Origin of the sequence: Pseudomonas entomophila (genome assembly GCF_029478665.1) — a bacterium.
Taxonomy (GTDB): domain Bacteria; phylum Pseudomonadota; class Gammaproteobacteria; order Pseudomonadales; family Pseudomonadaceae; genus Aquipseudomonas; species Aquipseudomonas entomophila_F.
On record NZ_JARPQB010000024.1, the window covers coordinates 11984 to 31994 of the forward strand.

14 protein-coding genes are annotated in these 20011 nt (G+C 67.1%); 1 reads left to right on the forward strand and 13 read right to left on the reverse strand.

The features are described 5' to 3' along the window. Positions 1-122 precede the first annotated feature (122 nt). The 8 genes from P5705_RS13935 to P5705_RS13970 all read right to left on the reverse strand — a co-directional run bounded on the left by P5705_RS13935 (position 123) and on the right by P5705_RS13970 (position 14210). Positions 123-779, reverse strand: a complete 657-nt coding sequence (locus P5705_RS13935) for an SCO family protein (protein WP_277461403.1) — start codon at positions 777-779, stop codon at positions 123-125. Further along, entirely contained in the window at positions 776-1429 is a 654-nt protein-coding gene (locus P5705_RS13940) for an SCO family protein (protein ID WP_277461404.1), read from the reverse strand. Before P5705_RS13940 ends, P5705_RS13935 begins: the two co-directional genes overlap by 4 nt. Continuing rightward, positions 1426-3405 carry a cytochrome D1 domain-containing protein gene (locus tag P5705_RS13945; RefSeq protein ID WP_277461405.1) on the reverse strand — a complete coding sequence of 660 codons (1980 nt, stop codon included), beginning with the start codon at positions 3403-3405 and terminating at the stop codon, positions 1426-1428. The genes P5705_RS13940 and P5705_RS13945 overlap by 4 nt, the downstream gene beginning before the upstream one ends. 337 nt (positions 3406-3742) lie before the next feature. Next, positions 3743-4006 carry a DUF3077 domain-containing protein gene (locus P5705_RS13950; protein ID WP_011534025.1) on the reverse strand — a complete coding sequence of 88 codons (264 nt, stop codon included), beginning with the start codon at positions 4004-4006 and terminating at the stop codon, positions 3743-3745. 31 nt (positions 4007-4037) lie between these two features. Continuing rightward, positions 4038-4271: a hypothetical protein gene (locus P5705_RS13955; protein ID WP_277461406.1), complete on the reverse strand. Its 234-nt coding sequence runs from the start codon at positions 4269-4271 to the stop codon at positions 4038-4040. An 859-nt stretch (positions 4272-5130) separates the two neighbouring features. Further along, positions 5131-10971 (reverse strand): manganese-oxidizing multicopper oxidase MnxG, encoded by a 5841-nt coding sequence (gene mnxG, locus P5705_RS13960; RefSeq protein WP_277461407.1) that lies wholly within the window; start codon positions 10969-10971, stop codon positions 5131-5133. Between the two features lie 150 nt (positions 10972-11121). Then, the gene (locus P5705_RS13965; protein ID WP_277461408.1) at positions 11122-13212 is read right to left on the reverse strand and encodes a putative bifunctional diguanylate cyclase/phosphodiesterase; all 2091 of its coding nucleotides are present in this window, start codon (positions 13210-13212) and stop codon (positions 11122-11124) included. Positions 13213-13340: 128 nt separating this feature from the next. Continuing rightward, positions 13341-14210, reverse strand: coding sequence for a LysR family transcriptional regulator (locus P5705_RS13970; RefSeq protein ID WP_277461409.1), 870 nt, complete (start codon positions 14208-14210; stop codon positions 13341-13343). 274 nt (positions 14211-14484) lie between these two features. On the opposite strand from P5705_RS13970, the gene P5705_RS13975 reads away from it, so the two are divergent. Further along, complete coding sequence (locus tag P5705_RS13975; protein WP_277461458.1) at positions 14485-15477, forward strand: NAD(P)H-quinone oxidoreductase; 993 nt, start codon at positions 14485-14487, stop codon at positions 15475-15477. Between the two features lie 5 nt (positions 15478-15482). Here the strand turns inward: P5705_RS13975 and P5705_RS13980 are convergent, their stop codons facing one another. From P5705_RS13980 to P5705_RS14000, 5 genes are all read right to left on the reverse strand, one after another. After that, positions 15483-16190: a PA1136 family autoinducer-binding transcriptional regulator gene (locus P5705_RS13980; protein WP_277461410.1), complete on the reverse strand. Its 708-nt coding sequence runs from the start codon at positions 16188-16190 to the stop codon at positions 15483-15485. Between the two features lie 5 nt (positions 16191-16195). Next, positions 16196-17050, reverse strand: a complete 855-nt coding sequence (gene hchA / locus P5705_RS13985) for a glyoxalase III HchA (RefSeq protein WP_277461411.1) — start codon at positions 17048-17050, stop codon at positions 16196-16198. A 213-nt stretch (positions 17051-17263) separates the two neighbouring features. Beyond that, on the reverse strand, positions 17264-17827 hold the full coding sequence (locus tag P5705_RS13990; protein ID WP_277461412.1) for a nucleotidyltransferase family protein: 564 nt from the start codon (positions 17825-17827) through the stop codon (positions 17264-17266). Next, entirely contained in the window at positions 17824-18795 is a 972-nt protein-coding gene (locus tag P5705_RS13995; RefSeq protein ID WP_277461413.1) for an XdhC family protein, read from the reverse strand. Before P5705_RS13995 ends, P5705_RS13990 begins: the two co-directional genes overlap by 4 nt. A gap of 3 nt (positions 18796-18798) precedes the next feature. Continuing rightward, entirely contained in the window at positions 18799-20010 is a 1212-nt protein-coding gene (locus tag P5705_RS14000) for a c-type cytochrome (protein ID WP_277461414.1), read from the reverse strand. Position 20011 lies beyond the last annotated feature (1 nt).

Below are 20011 nucleotides of genomic sequence, written 5' to 3' on the forward strand. Positions count from 1 at the left end.
ACAGCACAACGCCCTGATGCCTGTAGGAGCCGGCCTTGCCGGCGAATGGGCCAGCGCAGCCAATACAAGACCTTCGCGCCCACAACCGCCGTGTCGCCCACTGGCCCTGCAGCTCATGATAATCACCGCCCTGCCAATGGCTGCGTCAGAAGTTGCATGCGCTGGGCAATCGCCGCAGGCGGCGCGTCGGGGCGGATCTTGCTCCAGCGCTTGCCCGCCACATCCCCGGCGATCAGTTGCGTCGAGTGCTGCTCGGGGCTGGGCAGGAACTGCCCGAGGCGCCCCAGCACCAGGTCGACGCTGGCCTTGTCGCCGGTCAGGAACACCCAGTTGGGCCCGTCCACGCCCTGCTTCACGGCAAAGGCCTTGAGCGCCTCGGGGGTGTCGTTGAGCGGGTCGCTGCTCACCGAGACGAAGGTCACCTGCGCCGCCAGCTCCGCGCCCATGGCCTCGCGCACTTCGCGCAGCTTGCGGGTGATCAGCGGGCAGGCATCGTTGCAGTGGGTGAACATGACATTGAGCATCACCACCTTGTCCTTGAGTACGTCGCTGTAGAAGCGCAGTTCGCGGCCGTTCTGGTCCTTGAGCACGGTGTCGGTGAACCAGGTCCGCGCATCACGCGTACCGCCGCCGCTGACCATGGTCTGGGGCGCGGGCTGCGGCGGCGGAGCGTGGCCTTCGTGGGCATAGGCCACCGAGGCGAGGATCCACAAACAGGCCACCAGCACCACCCAGTCGAAACTGCGCATGCCCGCAGGGCGTGGGCTCAGGCTGCTCATGGCTGCACCTCCTGGCCGGCGATGGCCGTGGTCTTGGCGTGCACCCGTCGCGCACTGAGGCGGTTGATCTCGGTGATCAGCACATTGGGGTCGGTAAAGCCGTAATAGCGCGTCCAGTGCCCGGTGCGGCCGTCGCCCACCAGGATCAGCGGCGGGTGCTCGCTGAGGTTGGCGCTGAAGCTGCCCAACCCCTTGAGCGTCTCGCTGATCGCGTAGGGCGAACCGGTCAGCCAGCTCCAGCCCGGCCCGTGCTGGAAGGCCCTGGCATAGCTGGCCAGGCGCTTGGCATCGTCACGCTGCGGGTCGACGCTGATCGACACCAGGCGGATTTCCTCCCCGACACGCCCGCCCAGTTGCTGCTGGACCTTGCCCATGATCGACGACACCACCGGGCACACCGTGGTGCAGCTGGTGTAGATGAAGCCCATGACCACCAGGCGGTCACCCACCAGGTCCTGCTCCAGGCGCACCGGCATGCCGTCCTGGTCGAGCAGCGGCACGTCGGCGAAGCGCAGGCTGGCCTTCTCCTGGTGGGCCGCCGACGGTGGCGCGGGCGGCCCACCATGGTCGTGCCCGCCATGGGCCAGGGTCAGCTGGCTGGCCAGCAGCAGACTCAGGGCGATCAGTTGGCGAGGATGGTTGGCGTTCATCGCACACTCCTGGGTTCCCCTTGGGAAGCGGTAGGCGCCGCGGCGGCCGGCAGGACCCGCAGGCTGGTGTAGTTTTCTTCGGCGAACTTGCGCCCCAGGCTCGGCGACTGCACATGCAGGTACCAGGCGCCGGCTTCGGGCAGTGTCAACGCGGCCTGGTACTCGCCCTCGCCCACTTCGTCGAGCGGCAGGTTGCGCGGCAGCGACGACGGCGCCAGGAAGTAGCGCAGGCTCAGGTCGCCCAGGCCCGTGCGCGGCTTGCCGTCCTCACCCAGGATGCGCACCCGTGCCATGAACGGGCTGTGCTGCAGCAGTGGCCGGTCGATACCGAGGAACTCGGCGCGCACGGCCTTGTGGCCGCTGGCCTGGGGCAGCGCCGCCACCACCGTGCTGAAGCAATGGATGATCTGCGGCTGGTTGAGCAAGAACGCCACGTCGAAGGTGCCAGCCGCCGGCAGCCTCACCGTCGAGCCATACACCCCGGGCGCCACCTCGCGCAGGCTGCGGTCGATGACGATCGCCGCGCGGGCCTGGTGGCCACGGTTGTTGTAGCCGGACATCGGCGCGTTCATGCCTTCTGCGTAGAAGTAGGTGGTGTTGTCCACCGGGTTGACCACGAACACCGCGTTGTCGTCGCGGGACACGCTCAACCCCTGGGCCAGCGGCAGGTCGCCGGCCTGGCGCGGCGCGGCGCGGCCGGCCTCGAAGCCCTGGACGATCGGCGTGCGGCCCTGGCCGAGGCTGGCCAGGTTGATCATGCTCACCTTGGGCGAGGCCAGGCCGCGCACATAGGCGTAGGCCTTGGTGAAGGTCAGCTGGTACGGCTCGGCCGCCACGGGGATGCGGTGGATCAACTGGTCGGTACTGGCGTCGATCACCAGCGCCTGGTTTTCCAGGGTGTTGAGCACCACGCCAAAGCGCCCGTCGCCGCTGAAGCGCATCGGCCCCAGGCCCTGCTCGGCTTTGACCGTGTGCCGTGGCTGGTGGCTGCGGGCATCGATCACCCGCACCGTGCCTTCCTGGCCATCGACCACATACACCGCCTGGGACAGTGGCGAGTAGGTCACTGACAAGGGCTGCGGGCCCACTTCCAGGGTCTTGGCCAGGCGCATCTCAGTGATGTCGATCACGCTCAGGGTGCCGGCGTCGCGGTTGCTGACGAAGGCATAGCGCGAGTCGGCGCTGAAGGCGATCTCGTGGTGCCCGGAGCCGGTGCTGAACGACTTCAGCGTGGTGCGGCTGGGCACGTCGATCACTGTCACCCCGCCTTTGGCCGGGTCGTCGCTGTTGTTGCCCACCCACAGCAGGCGCTGGTCGGGCTGCAGCGCCACTCGCAACGGCTGCGCGCCGGCTTCGAGGAGGGCCACGCGGCGGAAGGTCTCGGTGTCGATCAGCGCCACCTGGCCGCGTTCGGGCATCGACACGAACACCTGCTTGTCGTCGCCGGTGGCCACCCAGTCCATGGGCCGGCCCGGCAGGTCGATGCGCGCCAGGGTGCTGGTGACGCCGCCCACCGAGACAGTCGGGTCGATCACGGTCAGGCTGGCGTCCTTGTTCAGCACCAACAGGAAGTAGCTGTTCAGGTCCAGCAGTGGCCGCGCGCCGATGCTGCTTTTGAGGAACAGCGCTACCCGCGCCTTGCAACTGCTGTCGCGATCGCCGGGTGGTGCCGACTGGGCGGGGTCCAGCCAGGCACCGGGGGCCATGCCCGACAGCGGCTGGCCGCTGCTCTGGTCGCTGACCTTGAAGCGGATATTGGCGAAGTCGCCCTCGCGCAGTTCACTGCCGGCCAGGGGGCTGGCCTCGAACTCCACGGTCACGCCGTCGCGGCTGAGGCGGTGTTCGGCCTGGGGATCAGCGGTTTCCTGCAGCAGTTCGCGGGGGTCGCACCAGAGTTTTTCGTAGGCCACGCCCAGGCCGATCAACGCCAGGCCGATCAGCAGCCCCAGGTAAGCCGGGCGCACCTTGCCGCTCATGTTGGCGCGCCTCGGTGGTATCGGGTTGGATGCGGCGCGCACGGAGCGGCACCTTCGAGCGGGATGACCATGCTGCACCTCCACGGGGGGCTAGGGTTCTGTGGAGGGAGTAGCAAGCGCTGTGCCACTGATGAAGTGCTTTTAGATCAGTGGGTTGGAGAAGCAATGCGAGAAAGTTGGGGAGCAATCCCCAAGGGGATTCCCCGAAGGCGGGGGTGGGCAGCTGGGGCCGCTGCGCGGCCCATCGCGGGTAAACCCGCTCCTACAGGATCTGTGATAGCCGCAAACCCTGTAGGAGCGGGTTCACCCGCGATGGGCTGCAAAGCAGCCCCAATGCTCAATGCGCCATGCCCAGCTCGGCATCATCCATCAGCGCCTTGGCCAAGGCACTCAGGTAGTGGGCCGCCCAGACCATGCGTTGGTCGTTCTCCATCACCCCGACCAGGGTCAGGTGGCGCACGCAGTCCATCAGTTCGGAGGATTGTTCGCGGGCGTGCCGGCATGGGATGCCGGGCTCGATGCAGAACAGCGGTTGGGTGTTGTTTTCACCCTGGTAGAAGCGGGTCTGGCCGACGGTGGTGTTGGGGTCTTCTGGCGTCATGGGGATCTCCTTGAAGTGGGTAGTTCAGCCATCAGTGCAGGGTGGGTGGCGACAGGGGCATCTGCACTTGGGCCAGTGCCGAATCCAGCAAGGCCTTCACCGTTTCCATCTCGTGCAAAGCAGCCAGCACGAGCATCGAGCCGGGAGAACGGGAAATGAGCTGGATGGACTGCTGGGCGACGGCCAGGGCGCAGTGGACGTGCTCGGCGGTTTGGACGAGGGTGTCTTCAAGGATGGTGGGGGGATCGGGGACTATCTTCAGCATTCTCAGTTCCTCAGTCGAGCGACCATCCGCCTGCTGTCAGACAGGTGGGTGGCAGCTGTGCGTAGGTTGACAGACCGGAGGAACTGAGAAGACCGGCGCACGCGAACGTGCCCTACGCACAGCCACCGTTGAGGGCAGACCGTACGCATACAGTTCATCGCGACCTGTCAAAGTCGCGTCGCTGATTGCAGCGACCCGGCGAGACTAGAGGGCACTGATTGCCACCGCAACGGAAAAACGGCTTGCGGATTATCTTTGGGAAAGGGACTACAAGAAAGCGGTTAAATCTGATGGTTCGGGGTGGGAAAGACCGCGTTGGGGCGGACAGGTGCTTGGCGTTAGCCTTGTTGCGTTCTTGAGATCGAGCGCCGCCCGCGCGGCGCATCGCGGATGAATCCGCTCCTACGTTTGTTTCGGGCCGGTTATGCCTGAAAGAACACCCGGTCCGCCTTGTTTGTACGGCGCGGTTTTTCGGCTGGCGCTACCGACGCCCCGCCCGGCTCGTGTCATGCACCAAGGCTGGCAACCATGGCCTTGCAGGTGCGGCACGTTGCAATCGATGTAGGGTTCGGGGCGGGAAAGACCGCGTTGGGGCGGACAGGTGCTTGGCGTTAGCCTTGTTGCGCTCTCGAGATCGAGCGCCGCCCGCGCGGCGCATCGCGGATGAATCCGCTCCTACGTTTGTTTCGGGCCAGTTATGTCTGAAAGAACACCCGGTCCGCCTTGTTTGTACGGCGCGGTTTCAAGGTGCGGCACGTTGCAACAACTGTAGGAGCGGATTCATCCGCGATGCGCCGCGCGGGCGGCGCTCGATCTCATGGGCGCTGCATCTCTTTCGACTAATATCTGTTGGCTTCATTCACTGCGCCGGCGCCACCGCCGGCGGCGCCTCGTTGGTCACCCGCAGGATCCCCCACAACCCCGAGGTATTCCCATACGCCGCATAGTCGCGGAACAGGTAATCCCCCGGCACCGCATTGGCCCCGCCCGCACTCGGCAGCATGAAGCTGAAGTGCGCCGCCGGCAGCACGCTCTCCTGGGCACCTATATACATCGCCATCGGGTTGTAGCCGAAGCGCACCGAGCCAATGCCCGGCAACCCCATGGGGTAGCCATCCACATCGCTCTTCTCGGCCTGGTAGTTGTGCAACGGCCAAACATGCCCATCGAGCTGGTAGGTCATGCCACGGCTTCCGCCACTGGGCATCACGATATGGTTGCGCACCGGCTGCCCCGGCTTGGCATACAGCACCGGGGTCTGCGGATCAGCGCCGACCAGGGCGTTGCTGTAGGCCATGTGCACATTGGGGATGTCGGCGAACCCAAGCCCGTCGGCCCGGCCGAACGGCGCGTCCGGCGCCACGCCGAAGCGCAGCCACAGCGGCTCGGTCTTGTAGTTCACCGCCATGTTGCCGTTGTCCTGCGGGTCGCCCGCCGCGCCATTGCCCTCGGTATTGATACCCGCCACCGGGCGACCATCGGCCCAGCGCATGTTCAACGCCCGCTGCCAGACCGTGACGAAGTCGCGGTAGTCCGGCTGGCCGCTGACCTTCACCGTGGCCTGGGCGCGGCTGGCCGTGTCCTCGGTCCAGGTGGCGGTCTGCGGCAGGATGCTCATGCCACCCACCAGGCCCTTCTGCGGCTGCTTGATGACATCCGCCGGGGTAAGGTTGAGGCCGCCGAACTCGATGGCGGTGGTGTTGATGTTGTCCACCGTGCGCCCCAGTTGCAGGGTCGGCTTGCCCTCACGCTCCAGGTGCCCGGCGTAATACTGGTACACCTTGGTCGGCCAGGCACCGCTGCCGCCACTGCGCGGTGGCACGGTCTGCACCGGGTTGAGGCCGACGTTGACGCCGTCCGACTTGGTGATGTCGTAGGCCAGCAGCTGGGCGTGCAGCCCGACGTGGCTGGACGGGCGCATCAGGTTGTTGGCGAAGGCGGTCGCGCCTTCGCTGTCGAAACGGTTGCGCTTGACCACGTTGTGCATCACCGCGGTGCTGGGCAGGTCCGGCATCACCAGCGGCAGGCGGTTCTCCAGGGTGATGCTGATGCAGTCGCCGGCGTTGGCGCGCAGGATCAGCGGCTCCACCGGCACCCCGGTCTTGAGCTTGCCGGTGCTGGCGTCGAGGTCGGCCTTGCGCACGTACAGGATGGCGGTCGGGTCGTGCAGCGGCGCGCTGTGGCCGCCGATGGTGAAGGTCTCGCCATCCTCCGGGTCGACCCCGCTGACCAGCGGGATGCTGGTGCGCCGGCTGTTGAATACCAGGGTGCCGCCATTGGCCTTGAGCGGGCCACCGACATGCTGGCCGATCCCGGCCGGGTCGCCGATGCTCACCCCCTGGCGGTTCTCGAGGATGTCGTTGGCCAGCGCCGCCACCACTTCATAGCTGCGCTTGACCGTCGGCCGGGTGCCCACGCCGGTGGGGTTGGCCGTGGTTTTCGGGCAGATGCCGTCGAAGTTCACGGTGTTGCGCATGGCCACCGGCTGCGGGTTGTTGGGCAGCGCGAACAGGTCGGCGCGCTGGGCGGTGTAGTTGCGCATGATGCCCCAGATGCCGTTCCAGTAGCCCTCCAGGGCCGCGTCCAGCGAGTACAGGTAGTCGCCGTTGGTGGCGGCGGAGCTGGAGATCATCGACACCGGCGCCATGAAGCCCAACTGCTCGGAGATACCGATCATCTGCGACGACTTCCACCCCGAGTTGGAGCTGTTGCCGAAGCCCGAGCCGTTCTGCAGCCACTTCACGCCGTGCAGGGTGACGTTGTGCTCCTCTTCATGGCCACCGGCGTGCATGCGCAGGCGCACGTTGTCGCCGGAGTAAGTGCGCAGCATCGGCGTGAACGGATCGCCCGGCTCGCTGCCGGCCTTGTTGATGTGCGGCGGGAACAGTGTGGTGCCACCGGTGGGCCCGACCGCCTGGGTGATCGCCGACGGTGCCAGGTTCATCGCAGGGATGGCGCGGTCGGTGCGGGTCTGCAGGGCGTAGGCCAGGTCGCCGCCCAGGCCGTCGGCCTGCATGCCGCGCTTGCCGTCGGGGCCGACCTTGTTCGGGTCGAACACGCGCAGGGCCAGGGGCTCGTTGCGGTAGTTGACGACAAACATGCCCGGGTCGTCCACCGAGATCGCCTGCGGGCACGGCCGGCTCGGGCAGCCGGGGTTGAGGCCGCCACGGGTCTCGACGATGGCCTCCAGCAAGTTCGAGGCCTTGCCGCGCACCGGCGGGTTGATGGCGTAGCGGAAGCTGTCGGCGGTGGCCGGGTAGCTCTGCCCGTCGGGGATGCCGTTGGGGCCGGCGCCCACGTAAACGCCGGCTTCATAGGCGTGCTGGAAGTCGCTGTACTCGAGGAAGAACTCGCGGTAGCTGTCGTTCTTGCCATCGCCGTCGTGGTCGCCGGTCTGGATCACCGCCTGCCACGAGGTCGGGCCGCCGTCCTGGCGCGTGGCCGGATTGTACAGTTGCTCGCCCGTCTCGGCGTGGAACCAGGTGGAACCGGCCGGCTCGGCCAGCACGGTGGCATACAGCCCAAGTTGCTGGTGGGTCGATGGGCCAAGGTGGTCGTGGGTGAAGATGGTGCCCAGGCCACGGTCGACGTTATGCACGTTCACCAACGGGTCGGCGAACCAGCGCTGCATGGCCGTGCGTGCGCCGAGCCAGTCGGCCCGGCCGAAGCGCCCGAAGTACGGGTGCTGCTTGGCTTTCGGGCAGGCGGCGGTGCCGTCCCGGGCATCGCCTTCTGTGCAGTTGTTGAAGGCACGGATGGCATGCACCCGCTCCACCACGCTACCGGGCGAGAGGATCCCGTCCTCGTAGTTCCAGCCATTGGCCGAGCCGTCGGCGGCGGTCAGGTCCCACTTGGGCAGGTGGATATGCTGGCCGATCACGTCGGTGGGCGTGCGCACCTGGTAGTCGTCCATCTCGTAGAACGACGGGATCAGGTTGGTATGCACGTATTGGGTGCAGTCGAAGGTGTTCATGCGCAGCACCATCGGCTCTGGTGGGCGCTGCTTGGTGATCACCGGCCAGGCGTCCTCCCACAGCGCGAGGATGCGCGCCTGCGGAAAGTGGTAGCCGACCTTGTTGTATACCGCGTCGAACTGGATGTTGGCGGCCTTGTAGATGCGCGGCCGGTCGGCGGTGAAGGTGGACGAGCCACGGAAGCTCATGCCGGTGAGGTTCTCGCCGCTGAAGAACTCGCCCACGCCCGAGGACTGGGTCAGGCGCTTGCCACGGTCATCCATGCACGGCTCGTAGTACGGCGCGCCCGCCGTGGGCAAGGCGCCGTTGGTGCGGAACGCCTTGGCCACCGGCGCGCTGCCGGGGATCAGGGCGAAGCTCGGGTGCTCGGCCTTGGCGTGGAACTGCATGGCCGCCTGCTCGACCTCGGTGCCTTCCTCGGGCAGGTAGATCGGCTTGGCCTTGTGCACCACCTTGGAGAAGTCGAGTTTGGTGGTGGTGGTCACCGCCTCGCCACCGGCCGATACGCCATCCAGCGCGTGGCGACCGAGGCCGCCGTCCCAGCCATCGACCTGGTTGGGGTCGAGGTTGGCCCACAGCGCCTTGCCGCTGTCCTTGAGCTGGCGCGCCAGGGCCGGGTCGAGCATGTCCAGCGGCGGGGTCGGCGGGCGCTGGCCGACGCTGCTTTCCATGCCGCCGATCCAGAACGGGTAGCCGGGGTTCTTCAGCGAGCCGTCGGCGTTGCGGTTGGTCTCGCTGCGGTCGACCAGGGCCAGGGAGCCAACGGCGCGTGGCGTGGCAGGCTCGCTGGGATGGTCATCACCCTCCTCGTCATCGTCATGCTCGGCCACCAGGGTTTCCGACAACTTCGGCACCACGGTCACTTTGCCGGGCATCGGCGCCATGGCCTTGCCAGGCAGCGGCACGATGGCCGGGATCGGCGTGCCGGCGATGATCTCGCCGTCCGGCAGTGCCCGGGCGCCTGCGGCAGGCTTGCCATTGCGCAGGGCGAACGGCGTGCTGTGGTAACCATTGGCGCCCTCGCCGCTCACCGCCAGGCGAGTACCGGGTTCGAACACATCGTGCACCCGCCACATGGCCCACATGCCCTGGGCGAAGTGCGGGTAGAAGTGGCAGTGATAGATAGCGTCGCCCGCCACGCGGTTGCGGTTGCCCGAGCCGCCGTTGGCGATTTCGTAGGTGTAGCCCACGCCCGGCCCGATGCCCTGGGCATCGATATAGTCGGAGTTGTCGTCGTTAGGGTTGAACAGCCACTGGTGGCCATGCAGGTGGAAGATGTGCTGTTCGTGGCCGTTGTGGGTGTTGCGGAACTTGGTGAAGTCGCCGATATAGCTGTGGTGCACGTTGGCCGGTTCGGCCGGGTACAGCGCCATGGTCGCCTTCACCCCCGTCGCGCTGGCCGGCGGCACCTCGCCCGGGCGAATGTGCTCGAGCCCGACGTTGGCCGGGATGTCCACCAGCGTGCCGATGTCGCCGACGGTGTGGGCACTCAAGAAGAACTCTTCATAGGCGCACGACAGGCAGTCGTGCATCGGCCCCACGCCCAGCCGGTTGGCCACCACTTCGGCGCCCATGCCGCCGGCGGCGTAGTTGATCATGAACGAGTCGCGGGCCGGCTCCAGCACATGGCCCATTACCGGGTCTGCCCAATAGCCTGGGAAGGCCTGGGTGCCGGCCACTTCGTCGGCGAACTGCGCGGCGAAATCACGGAATGCCTCCAGCCGGTTGGGCAGCGCCGGGTTGCGCTTGCCCACGCTCTCCAGCGGATAGGTGTTTTTCGGGAAGCTACCGTCCGGGTTGGGCCCCATGACGATGGCGTCGGTTTCGCTGTTGAGGATTTCGTTGCCATCGATCATGGCGATGATCGGTTTGCCGGCCTTGCCTTCGGCGATCCACGGCTCGGCCTGCGGGTAGCGCGCCTCGTAGTCGATCACCGGCTGGCCGGTGGCCGTGCGCCCAGTGGTGGCCAGGCGCATTTCCTCTTCGGTCAGGGTGTTGCGGTAGGTGCGCCCGCCTTTCGGTACCACCACCACCTGCCCGAACAGGCCATTGGCGACGTTGCCGGCGTTGCCCTCGCCGCCGAACGGCGCGCCACGGCTGGACACGGCGAAGGCGCCTTCGCGCTCGGCGTACAGCGTGTAGCTGCGGGTGCTGCCCGGGGCGACCAGGAAGTTGCCGTTGCGCCCGGTGTTGGCGGCGATGTCGGCGATGCTGTTGACCGCCTGCATGCCGTTGACCTGGAAGCCGGTGTGGCGATCGGTCACCTGCTGGTCGGCGACGAAGTTTTCGTCATCCTCGACCTCCGGCACCTCGGTCTCCTCCCCCTCTTCACCTTCGGGTTCCTCGGGGTGGATGCCGTGCTTGTTGGGGTTGGCCTGGTAGGCCAGCAGGTTGCTCAGGTTGACCGTCAGGCAGTCGCCGGCGGCCACCCGCAACACGATCGGCCGCGGGCGCTTGTCCGGGCGCAGGGTGACTTTGCCCGGCACCGCCGCGCCGCCCTTGTTCAAGGGCACCTGGTGCTCGTCCACCACGTCCTGGCGCAGGGCGAACATCATGCCGTTGGCGTTCTGCGCGCCAAGGCGGTTGAACATCAATGGCTGGTCCAGGGCCACCACGTTGGCCGTCAGCGTGCGCTGGCACTGCACGGCGGCCTCGCCGCTGGCCTGCCAGCCCAGCAAGGCCAACAACAAGGTGGACAAAACAGGGCCTTTGCGCGGGGTCGACATGGGGCACCTCCGGAGGACACGGGGACTCTGGAGGGGTGGGGAGCAAGTCTTATGCCACGAAAATAGACGTTTATTTTCAATGGCCTGAAACGACAAAGGCAGCGCACTGGGGCCTATTCCCCAGTCGCTGCCCCCTGAATCGGGTGAAGCTCAGCCAACGCTGTGCCCGGCTTTCTTGCCGGCTTGCTCCAGGCGTTGCATGAACTGCTCGGGCGGCACCGGTTGCCCCAGCAGGTACCCCTGCAACGAATCGCACCCCAGGCGGGTGAGGAAGTCCTGCTGGCGGTCGGTCTCCACGCCTTCGGCGACGATGCGCAAGCCCAGCGCCTGGCCCAGGGCGACGATGGCCGAGACGATCGCCGCGTCGTCGCTGTCCTGCTCCAGGTCGCGGACGAAACCACGGTCGATCTTCAGCTCGTTGGCCGGCAGGCGCTTGAGGTACATCAGGCTGGAATAGCCGGTGCCGAAGTCGTCGATGGACAGGTCGACGCCCATGTCGGACAGGCGCTGCAGCACCGTCAGGCTGGCGTCGGCGTCGCGCATGGCGGTGGTTTCGGTGATCTCCAGGGTCAGGCGGTTGGCCGGCAGGCCATTGTCGTTCAATGCCCGCGCCACGCTGTCCACCAGCCCGGCGTGGCAGAACTGGATCGCCGACAGGTTGACCGCAATGCGCCAGTCGTCGCGGCCCTGGCCCATCCACTGGCGCATCTGCCGGCAGGCTTCGCCCAGCACCCATTCGCCGATGGGGATGATCAGCCCGGTTTTCTCGGCCAGGCCGATGAAGCGGTCCGGCAGCATCAGACCGTGCTGCGGGTGCTCCCAGCGCAGCAGCGCCTCGGCGCCGATGGGCTGGCGCGCGGCGGCATCGAACTTGGGCTGGTAGTGCAGGCGGAACTGGCCCTGCTCCAGTGCCGTGCGCAGGTCCTGCAGCAGTTGCAGCTGCTGGCGCGCATTGGTGTTCATCGAGACGTCGAAGAAGCTGTAGCCGTTCTTGCCGGCGCTCTTGGCGTGGTACATGGCGGCGTCGGCGTTGCGCAGCAGTTCGTGCTGGTCGGCGCCGTTGCCCGGGTACAGCACGATGCCGACGCTGGCCGTCAGTTGCAGGTCGTGCTCGGCCACGCGGAATGGCCGCGACACCAGGTTGACCTGCTTGACCGCCACGCCCATGGCGTCGTCCGGCTCGCCCAGTTCCACCAGCAGCACGAACTCGTCGCCGCCGATCCGCGCCAGGGTGTCCTGGCTGTGCAGGTGCCCGCGCAGGCGCGCCGCCACCGCCTTGAGCAGCAGGTCGCCGACATGGTGGCCGAAGGCGTCGTTGACCGGCTTGAAGCCGTCCAGGTCGATGAACATCAGGGCGAAGCAGCCGCCCTGCTCCGCCACCCGGCCGATGGCCTGGTCGATGCGGTCGGCCAGCAGGGTGCGGTTGGGCAGGCCGGTCAAGGTGTCGTGCAGGGCCAGCTGGGTAAGCTCCTGGTTGGCCAGGGTCAGCGAGCGCGCCAGTTCCGCCGTGCGCGCTTCCAGGCGGGCATCGAGCACCGAGGTCAGCAGCGCCACCGCCAGCACCGCCAGGGTGGTGATCAGCACCAGGTAGTCCAGGCCATCGCCGGCCAGGCCGTCGACCAGCGCGCCACAGTAGCTGCCCGTGGGGAAGTTCGCCGCGGCCATGCCGGTGTAGTGCATGCCGACGATGGCGATGCCCATCACCACCGCCGCCAACCCGCGGAACTGGCGCACGTAGGGCGTGTGCTGGCGCAGGCGGAAGGCGATCCACAAGGCTGCCGCCGAAGCGCCTACCGCGATGGCCAGCGAGGCGCCGAACAGTGTCGGGTCGTAATCGATGCCCGGTTGCATGCGCAGCGCCGCCATGCCGGTGTAGTGCATGCAGGCGATGCCGCTGCCCATGATCAGCGCGCCAAAGCCCAGTTGCTGCCAGGGTAGCTTCGGCTGGCTCACCAGCCACAGGGCGAAGCCCGAGGACGCCACCGCGATCAGCAGCGACAGCGCCGTCAGCGTGGTGTCGTAGCCCAGGTTGATCGGCAGGCTGAACGCCAGCATGCCGATGAAGTGCATCGACCAGATGCCGATGCCCATGGCGAAGGCGCCGCCCAGCATCCACAGGTGCACCGCCCGCCCCTTGGCCGTGGCGATGCGCCCGGTGAGGTCCAGGGCCGTGTAGGAGGCGAGAATGGCCACGCACAGCGAGATCAACACCAGCGAGGAGGAGTAGCTACCGATCAGCATTTGCACATCCACGAGCGGGCTGGGGAACGGCCCTGAAAAAGCCGATGATTGTACTCAAGCTTTGGCGAAACGCACGGGGTTTTCACGCGGCGCAACGGATCCAATCGTGGGGTTTTCGCCGGGCAAGATCAGGTATATGCGGCGAACGTTTGGACCAGATGGTCGATCACCACGCGCACCCGGGCGGTGTGGCGCAGGTCTTGGTGGGTCACCATCCACACTTCATAGGGTTTTGCCCGTGTGAGGTCTGGCCAGATCCGCTGCAGGCCGTCACGCAGGCCAAGCTCCACGGGGATTTCACCGATACCCAGGCCCTGGCCGATCGCCCGACGCAGCATGAGGCTGGCATTGGCCGCCAGTACCACCCTGCCCTCGCCGATGGGTACGTCCACCAGGGTGGGCCGGGCCTGGTCGCGCCAGTACGGCTCATACACCACCAGTTCATGGCCCGCGAAACTGCCGACGGCCGGCACGCCCCGGCGCTGCACATAGTCCGCCGAGGCGAACAGCCCCATCGTCCAGTTCGCGAGCTTGCGCAGGATCAGGTCGGGATTGTCCGGGCGCAGGTTGCGGATGGCGATGTCGGTCTCGCGCTGGGACAGGTTGACGATCTGCGAGTTGCCGCTGAGCACCACGCGGATGTCGGGATGTTCGCGGTGCAACTGGGCCAGGGCGGGAATGACGAAGTCCTGGGCCAGCGAATCGGTGGTGGCGATGCGCACTTCGCCGGCCAGCTCGTTGTCGGCGCCGCCGATGCGCCGGGTCAGCTCGAGGGCGGCCTGTTCCATTTTCAGGGCCATTTCCACCGCCACTTCGCCGATGGCGGTCAGCTGGTAGCCGGCCGGGGTGCGCAGGAACAGGGTCGAACCCAGGTCCGCCTCCAGTGCCGCCACCCGCCGGCCGACGGTGGCCTGGTCGACCCGCAGCACCCGTGCGGCGCGGCGCAGGGTCTGTTCGCGGCTCAGGGCCAGGAGCATGCGGGCGTCGTCCCAGTTCAAATGATTCATTCCTGTCTGTGGGCGCGGGTTTACCCGCGAATACGTCGGTGAACCCACAATTGTATTCGCGGGCAAAGCCGGCTCCTACAAGTGCGTGTTGATCTTGAGGCCGGCGTGACCCCTGTAGGCTGCCTGAAGAAATTTCGCAGCGCGGCGCCGCAAAATCGCCGCGCGACCGCCTCGTGGTTGTTCCCTACCCTGTCATCCAGCGGGGCCACCCAGGCCCTTGTTCAGCATGACAGAGGTTCCCATGAGTCACATCATCCCATCCCGCATGACCGCCATCGACATCACCCAGCCCGGTGGCCCTGAGGTCCTGCAACCAACCACCCGCCAAACACCACGCCCCGGCCCACGGGAAGTGCTGGTCCAGGTCCACGCCGCCGGTGTCAACGGCCCGGACCTGCTGCAACGCAAGGGCTTGTACGCGCCACCGCCCGGCGCCTCGGATATTCCAGGCCTGGAGATCGCCGGCAGGGTCGTTGCCATTGGTGAACAGGTCAGTCGCTTTGTCATCGGTGACGCGGTCATCGCCCTCGTGCCGGGCGGCGGCTACGCAGAGTACGCGGTGACCGACGAGCGCACCACCGCGCCGCTGCCGGCCAACCTCACCATGGTCGAGGGCGCGGCCCTGCCGGAAACCTTCATGACCGTCTGGGTCAACCTGTTCCAGCGCGGAGGCTTCAAGGCCGGTGAAGCGGTGCTGATCCACGGTGGCGCCTCGGGCATCGGCACCACCGCCACGCAGTTGGCCAAGGCCTTCGGCGCTTCAAGGATCTTCACCACGGTCAAAGATGCCGCGCAGCAGGCCGCAAGCCTCGAACTGGGCGCCGACGTGGCCATCGACTACACCCGCGAAGACTTTGTCGAGCAGGTGATGCGGCATACCGACGGCCAAGGCGTGGATGTGATCGTCGACATCATCGCCGGCGACTACGTCGCCCGGAACTTCAAGGCGGCGGCCATGGACGGGCGCATCGTGCAGATCGGCGTGGTCAAGGGCCCGGCCACCGAGGTCGACCTGTTCCCCCTGCTGGTCAAGCGCCTGACCCATATCGGCTCGACCCTGCGTGCGCGCAGTATCGATGACAAGGCGGCAATCCTCATCGACCTTCAAGCCAGGGCATGGCCCCATGTGCACAGTGGCGCGGTGAAGCCGCTGATCCATGCGACCTTCCCGCTGGCCGCCGCGCGCCAGGCCCATGCGCTGATGGAGTCTGGCCGGCATATCGGCAAGGTGGTGCTGAACGTGGCCCACCAGGGCTGAAGCGTTCAGCCCAGCACACCGCTGCCCAGGGCGATCCTGATCGCCTGGGCGGTGGTAGCCACCCCCAGCCGGCGTCGGGCAGCACGCAGGTGGTTCTCGACGGTGCGCACCGACAATCCCAGCGTCGCGGCGATATCGGCCTGGCGTTGGCCCGCGGCGGTCCAGGCCAGTACCTGTCGCTCGCGCTCGGTCAACCTGCCATCTTCCTGGCCGACCGGTGCCTCCAGCAGGCGCCGGGCATTGCGGAACGCCGCGTTGGCCAGCAGCGTCAGGCACAACCGCGCAGCCAGTGAGGCGTCGATACGCAGGCCACCGAGGCTCATGGCCCCTTCCAGGCCCGCCGGGCCGAACACCGGCACCTGCAGGCCATGGATCCCCGGCCCTGTTGGTGTGCGTACCACGCGGTAGCGCTCGCCCTCCTCGCCTTCGCGCTTGCTCCAGAAGAATGGCGCACGCGCAGCCAACAGGTGCCGCGTCACTGGACAGTGACGCACGTAGGTCTGCGCATCGACCCGTTGCCCGTCGCCGAACCAGTCGCCCTCCACCCAGTGGATACGCTCGACCACCTCGTCCCGCGCGGCACTTGCGCTGAACAACACGAAGCGGTCGTAACCCAGCGGCCGTGCGACGCCGCGCACGGCCGACTGGATGACCGCCAGGGTGGTGGCCTGTTCGATTTGCTGTACCGCCTGCACCACCTTGTCGAAAGGCATGCCGCTCACCCGCCGTTGACGGCCTTGAGCAACGCCGTCGCCGCCAGCTTGCCCAACGCGTTGCCGGCCAGCGGGCTGTCGCCGGTGAGCAGCTTGCGGTCCTGGTGAACGGCGCCGGAAATACCCTGGTTGATGATCTCGACGCCCTGCGCCTGCAAGCGCTCGCCGAATTTCCAGGTCAGGTGGCCGGGCATATAGCCGATGTCCGGGGTCTTGGCGTCCAGCTCATCGGGGAAGGCACAGATCTGGTAGCCGTCATGGAGCCTGCCGCCGGCCAGCAGCGCTGCCGGGCCATGGCACAGGGTGATGACGAACTTGTCGTTGTCCGCCGCCCATTGCAGCACCTGCCCGACCTCCTCGCTGTCCGGCAGGCCGATCAGGGCGCCATGGCCACCGGGGATGAACACCCCCAGGTAATCGGAGCCCTGACCCAGGGCGCTTGCAAGCACATCCGCCAGCTTGCGCGGCTGCTTGAACGCCTTGCGGTAGCGGTCGAACAGGCCCAGCACCTCGGTGTCCTCGCCGGGCATGGCCCAGTACTCGAACTTGACCGGGTTGCCCGACAGGGTCGCTACGTCGAAGGTGAAGCCGGCCTTGTCCAGGTGGTACATGGGCAGCAGGGTTTCCACCGGGTGGTTGCCGGTGGAGAACAGCGTGCCGTTGTCGGTGAGCAGGTAGCGCTCGTCGGCGCCGATCAGCAGGATTTTCCAGCGGCCGCCTTTGTAAGCATCGGGATAGTCGGCACCGCTAAGGTCGGACTTGCTGGAGGTGAACTGGCTGAGGGAATACGGCGAGGGGAAGAAGGCATTGTCCTCGGCCGGGTCGGGGGTGGGGCGTTTGTCGTCGTTGGCGTTGGCCATGGTTGTGCTCCTGTGCCTGGTGGTTGACCTAATCCATGCTAGGAGGCCACCGGATAAGCGGCAATGAGGGTTTTCCCTCAATGGCGGTTCGCGCAATCCCTGTAGGAGCGGCTTCAGCCGCGATCACCCGCGAAGCGGGTGCCAGGCATCGCGTCGCCTGCATCGCGGCTGAAGCCGCTCCTACAGAAGCCCGTGCAGTTAGCCCAGAGCAGTCTAGCCGAGCGCAGCAGGCGTATCGACGTCACGCAATACCCCAGCGTCGTCCACCTCGACCACCCGCAATTGCTGCCGATGCCGTTGCAGCACCGAACGCGCGCCCTGATCACCAGCCAACTGGGCCAGCTCAGACCAGTAGGTGCGCCCGAACAGCACTGGGTGCCCGTTCTGCCCCTGATGACGCGGCACCACCATGGCCGTTGGGCTGGCCGCCTCGATCAGGCGGCGGAAGGTCTGCGCCTGAATCCAGGGCATATCGCCCAGCACGATGGCAACGGCTTCAGCGGCGCAATCGTCGAGCGACGCCGCGCCAGCCGCCAGGCTATGGCCCATGCCGAGTCCCGCCTCGGGGCTGGCCACGATGCGACAGCCCGTCGGCAGCCCCAGATCCTCGCCCCGTTCGCCAGCACGCAGCACCACACGCACCTCGTCGAACACCGCCAAGGCGCGTTCGACACTCTGCTGCAACAAGCTACGTCCATCCGCCAGCAGCGCACGACGCTTGTCACCACCAAAGCGCGAACCCTGCCCCGCCGCCAGCACCAGCGCGACGACCCTCACAACGCCTCGCGGGCAATGCCGCTGCGGGTACGGAGGATATCAGCCAACACCGCCAGGGCGATCTCGGCCGGGGTCTTGCTGCCCAGGTTGAGGCCGATGGGTGCATGGATGCGCGCCATCTCCGCCTCGTTCAGCCCACCAATGCGGCGCAGGCGTTCACGGCGCTTCTCGGAGGTCGCGCGCGAGCCCATCACGCCTATATAGAAAGCTTCGGTCTGTACGGCTTCGAGCATGGCCAGGTCATCGATCTTCGGGTCGTGGGTGAGCGCCACCACTGCGGTGTCGCGATGGCAACCACCGTTGGCGATGAACACCGATGGCAGCTCCCGACGAATTTCTATCCCGTCGAGCACCACGTTGTCCATCACCTCGTCCCGCGGGTCGCACAGCACCACCTCGAACCCCAGGCCCTTGCCGAACTCGGCGCAGAAGTGCGCGACGCTGGAATAGCCCGCCAGCAGCAACCGTTGGGCGGCACCGACACGCAGGCGTACATGGCCCTCGCCCAGCGCCACTCGCGGCCCCTGGCTGTGGTCGTCACAGACATGCCGCTCGCCCGTGCGCAGGTCGACCTCGCGCAGCAGGCGACGGCGCCCGAGCAGCGCGGCCTCCAGCTCGCCGAGGTGGGCCTGGGTGACGCAATCGCCGGGCAGGTTCTCCACCAGCACATCGAGGATGCCGCCGCAGGGCAGACGGATGTTCGAGCGACTGTCGCTGCCGTCGCCATAGCGCACCACGACCACCGCCTCGGTGAACTCGCCAGCGGCGACGCGTTCGAGGAAGTCCTCCTCGACGCAGCCACCGGACAGCGAACCGACCCAGTGCCCGTGATCGTTGACCGCCAACAGCGAGCCCGGCGCGCGTGGCGCCGAGCCGTAGGTACAAAGCACCGTGCACAACCAGACGCGCAAGCCATCACGCGACCACTGCGCCGCCTGTCGCACCACCTGCAGGTCGAGATGCTGCACGGGTCAGTCCGCCTTCAGCTGGGCCAGCTGCTGAGTGGTCAGGTCGCCCGGCAGGCCACCCCAGGCTTCACGCAGGTAGTTGACCATGTCGGTCAGCTGCTGGTCGTCGAGCTTGTCGGCGAAGCCCGGCATCGGCTGCATGCGCTCGAAGCCGGTAAACTGCTGCTCGCGGATGCCATCGACGATCGCCTTGACCAGGTTGCGCGAGTCGGCCTGGCGCAGGATGGTGTTGCCCTGCATGGCCACGGCGATATGCGGCTTGCCCTCGCCTTCGCCACCATGGCAGCCGGCGCAGACGTTGAGGTACTGCTGGCGGCCACGCTTGGCGCTCTCACCCAGGGTTTCGTGGGCGACGGCCTGCACCACCTTGGCCGCCGGCGGCTGGTCGCCCAGCAGGTAGGTGGCCATGGCCGACAGGTCGCTGTCCTCCAGATGCTGGGTGCTGTGGTGCACCACCGGGTACATCTCGTTGAACATGCTGCCCTGGGCACTCATGCCGTGCTTGAGGAAGGTGGCCAGGTCGGCGTGGTTCCAGCCGCGATCAGCCAGGTCCTGGGCCAGCAGGCTCGGGGCCAGGTAACCCTGCAGCAGGCCGCCGGTCAGGCGCTTGTCCTGCTGCAGCGCACCGATGGGGTTGCGCGGGGTGTGGCACTCGCCGCAGTGGCCGAGCACCTCGACCATGTACTGGCCGCGCTGCCACGCCTCGCTGTTGCCCTTGCCCTCCTCCAGCTGCACGCTCTTGCCGTACAGCATGTTCCAGCCCATCAGCCCCAGGCGCACGTTGAACGGGAAGCTCAGGCTGGTTTCCGGTGCCGGGCGGTTGATCGGCGCCACGGTCTTCAGGTAGGCGTGGATGGCGTCGGCGTCCTCGCGGGGGATCAGGTGGTACGAGGTGTAGGGCATGGCCGGGTACAGGTTGGCGCCGTCCTTGCGCTTGCCTGCGGTGAGCGCGGCGAAGAACTCGTCGTCGCTGTAGTTGCCGATGCCGTACTGCTTGTCCGGGGTGATGTTGGTGCCGTAGATGGTGCCGAACGGCGAATGGATCGGCAGGCCGCCGGCATAGGGCGCGCCGCCTTCGGCGGTGTGGCAGGCCATGCAGTCGGCGGCGCGGGCGAGGTATTCGCCGCGCTTCACCTGTGCCGGGTCATCGGCGTGGGCGCTGAAGGTCAATACCGCGCCGATGGCCATCGCCAGGCCACTCAGAACTTGCTTCATG

Bases quoted from the DNA above. Each gene is read 5' to 3' on its own strand.
- P5705_RS13965 (WP_277461408.1), bottom strand. From the start codon at position 13,212: ATGCTGATCGGTAGCTACTCCTCCTCGCTGGTGTTGATCTCGCTGTGC.
- P5705_RS13980 (WP_277461410.1), bottom strand. From the start codon at position 16,190: ATGCCTTTCGACAAGGTGGTGCAGGCGGTACAGCAAATCGAACAGGCC.
- P5705_RS14000 (WP_277461414.1), bottom strand. From the start codon at position 20,010: ATGAAGCAAGTTCTGAGTGGCCTGGCGATGGCCATCGGCGCGGTATTG.
- P5705_RS13950 (WP_011534025.1), bottom strand. From the start codon at position 4,006: ATGACGCCAGAAGACCCCAACACCACCGTCGGCCAGACCCGCTTCTAC.
- mnxG (WP_277461407.1), bottom strand. From the start codon at position 10,971: ATGTCGACCCCGCGCAAAGGCCCTGTTTTGTCCACCTTGTTGTTGGCC.
- P5705_RS13955 (WP_277461406.1), bottom strand. From the start codon at position 4,271: ATGCTGAAGATAGTCCCCGATCCCCCCACCATCCTTGAAGACACCCTC.
- P5705_RS13975 (WP_277461458.1), top strand. From the start codon at position 14,485: ATGACCGCCATCGACATCACCCAGCCCGGTGGCCCTGAGGTCCTGCAA.
- P5705_RS13945 (WP_277461405.1), bottom strand. From the start codon at position 3,405: ATGAGCGGCAAGGTGCGCCCGGCTTACCTGGGGCTGCTGATCGGCCTG.
- P5705_RS13935 (WP_277461403.1), bottom strand. From the start codon at position 779: ATGAGCAGCCTGAGCCCACGCCCTGCGGGCATGCGCAGTTTCGACTGG.
- P5705_RS13940 (WP_277461404.1), bottom strand. From the start codon at position 1,429: ATGAACGCCAACCATCCTCGCCAACTGATCGCCCTGAGTCTGCTGCTG.
- hchA (WP_277461411.1), bottom strand. From the start codon at position 17,050: ATGGCCAACGCCAACGACGACAAACGCCCCACCCCCGACCCGGCCGAG.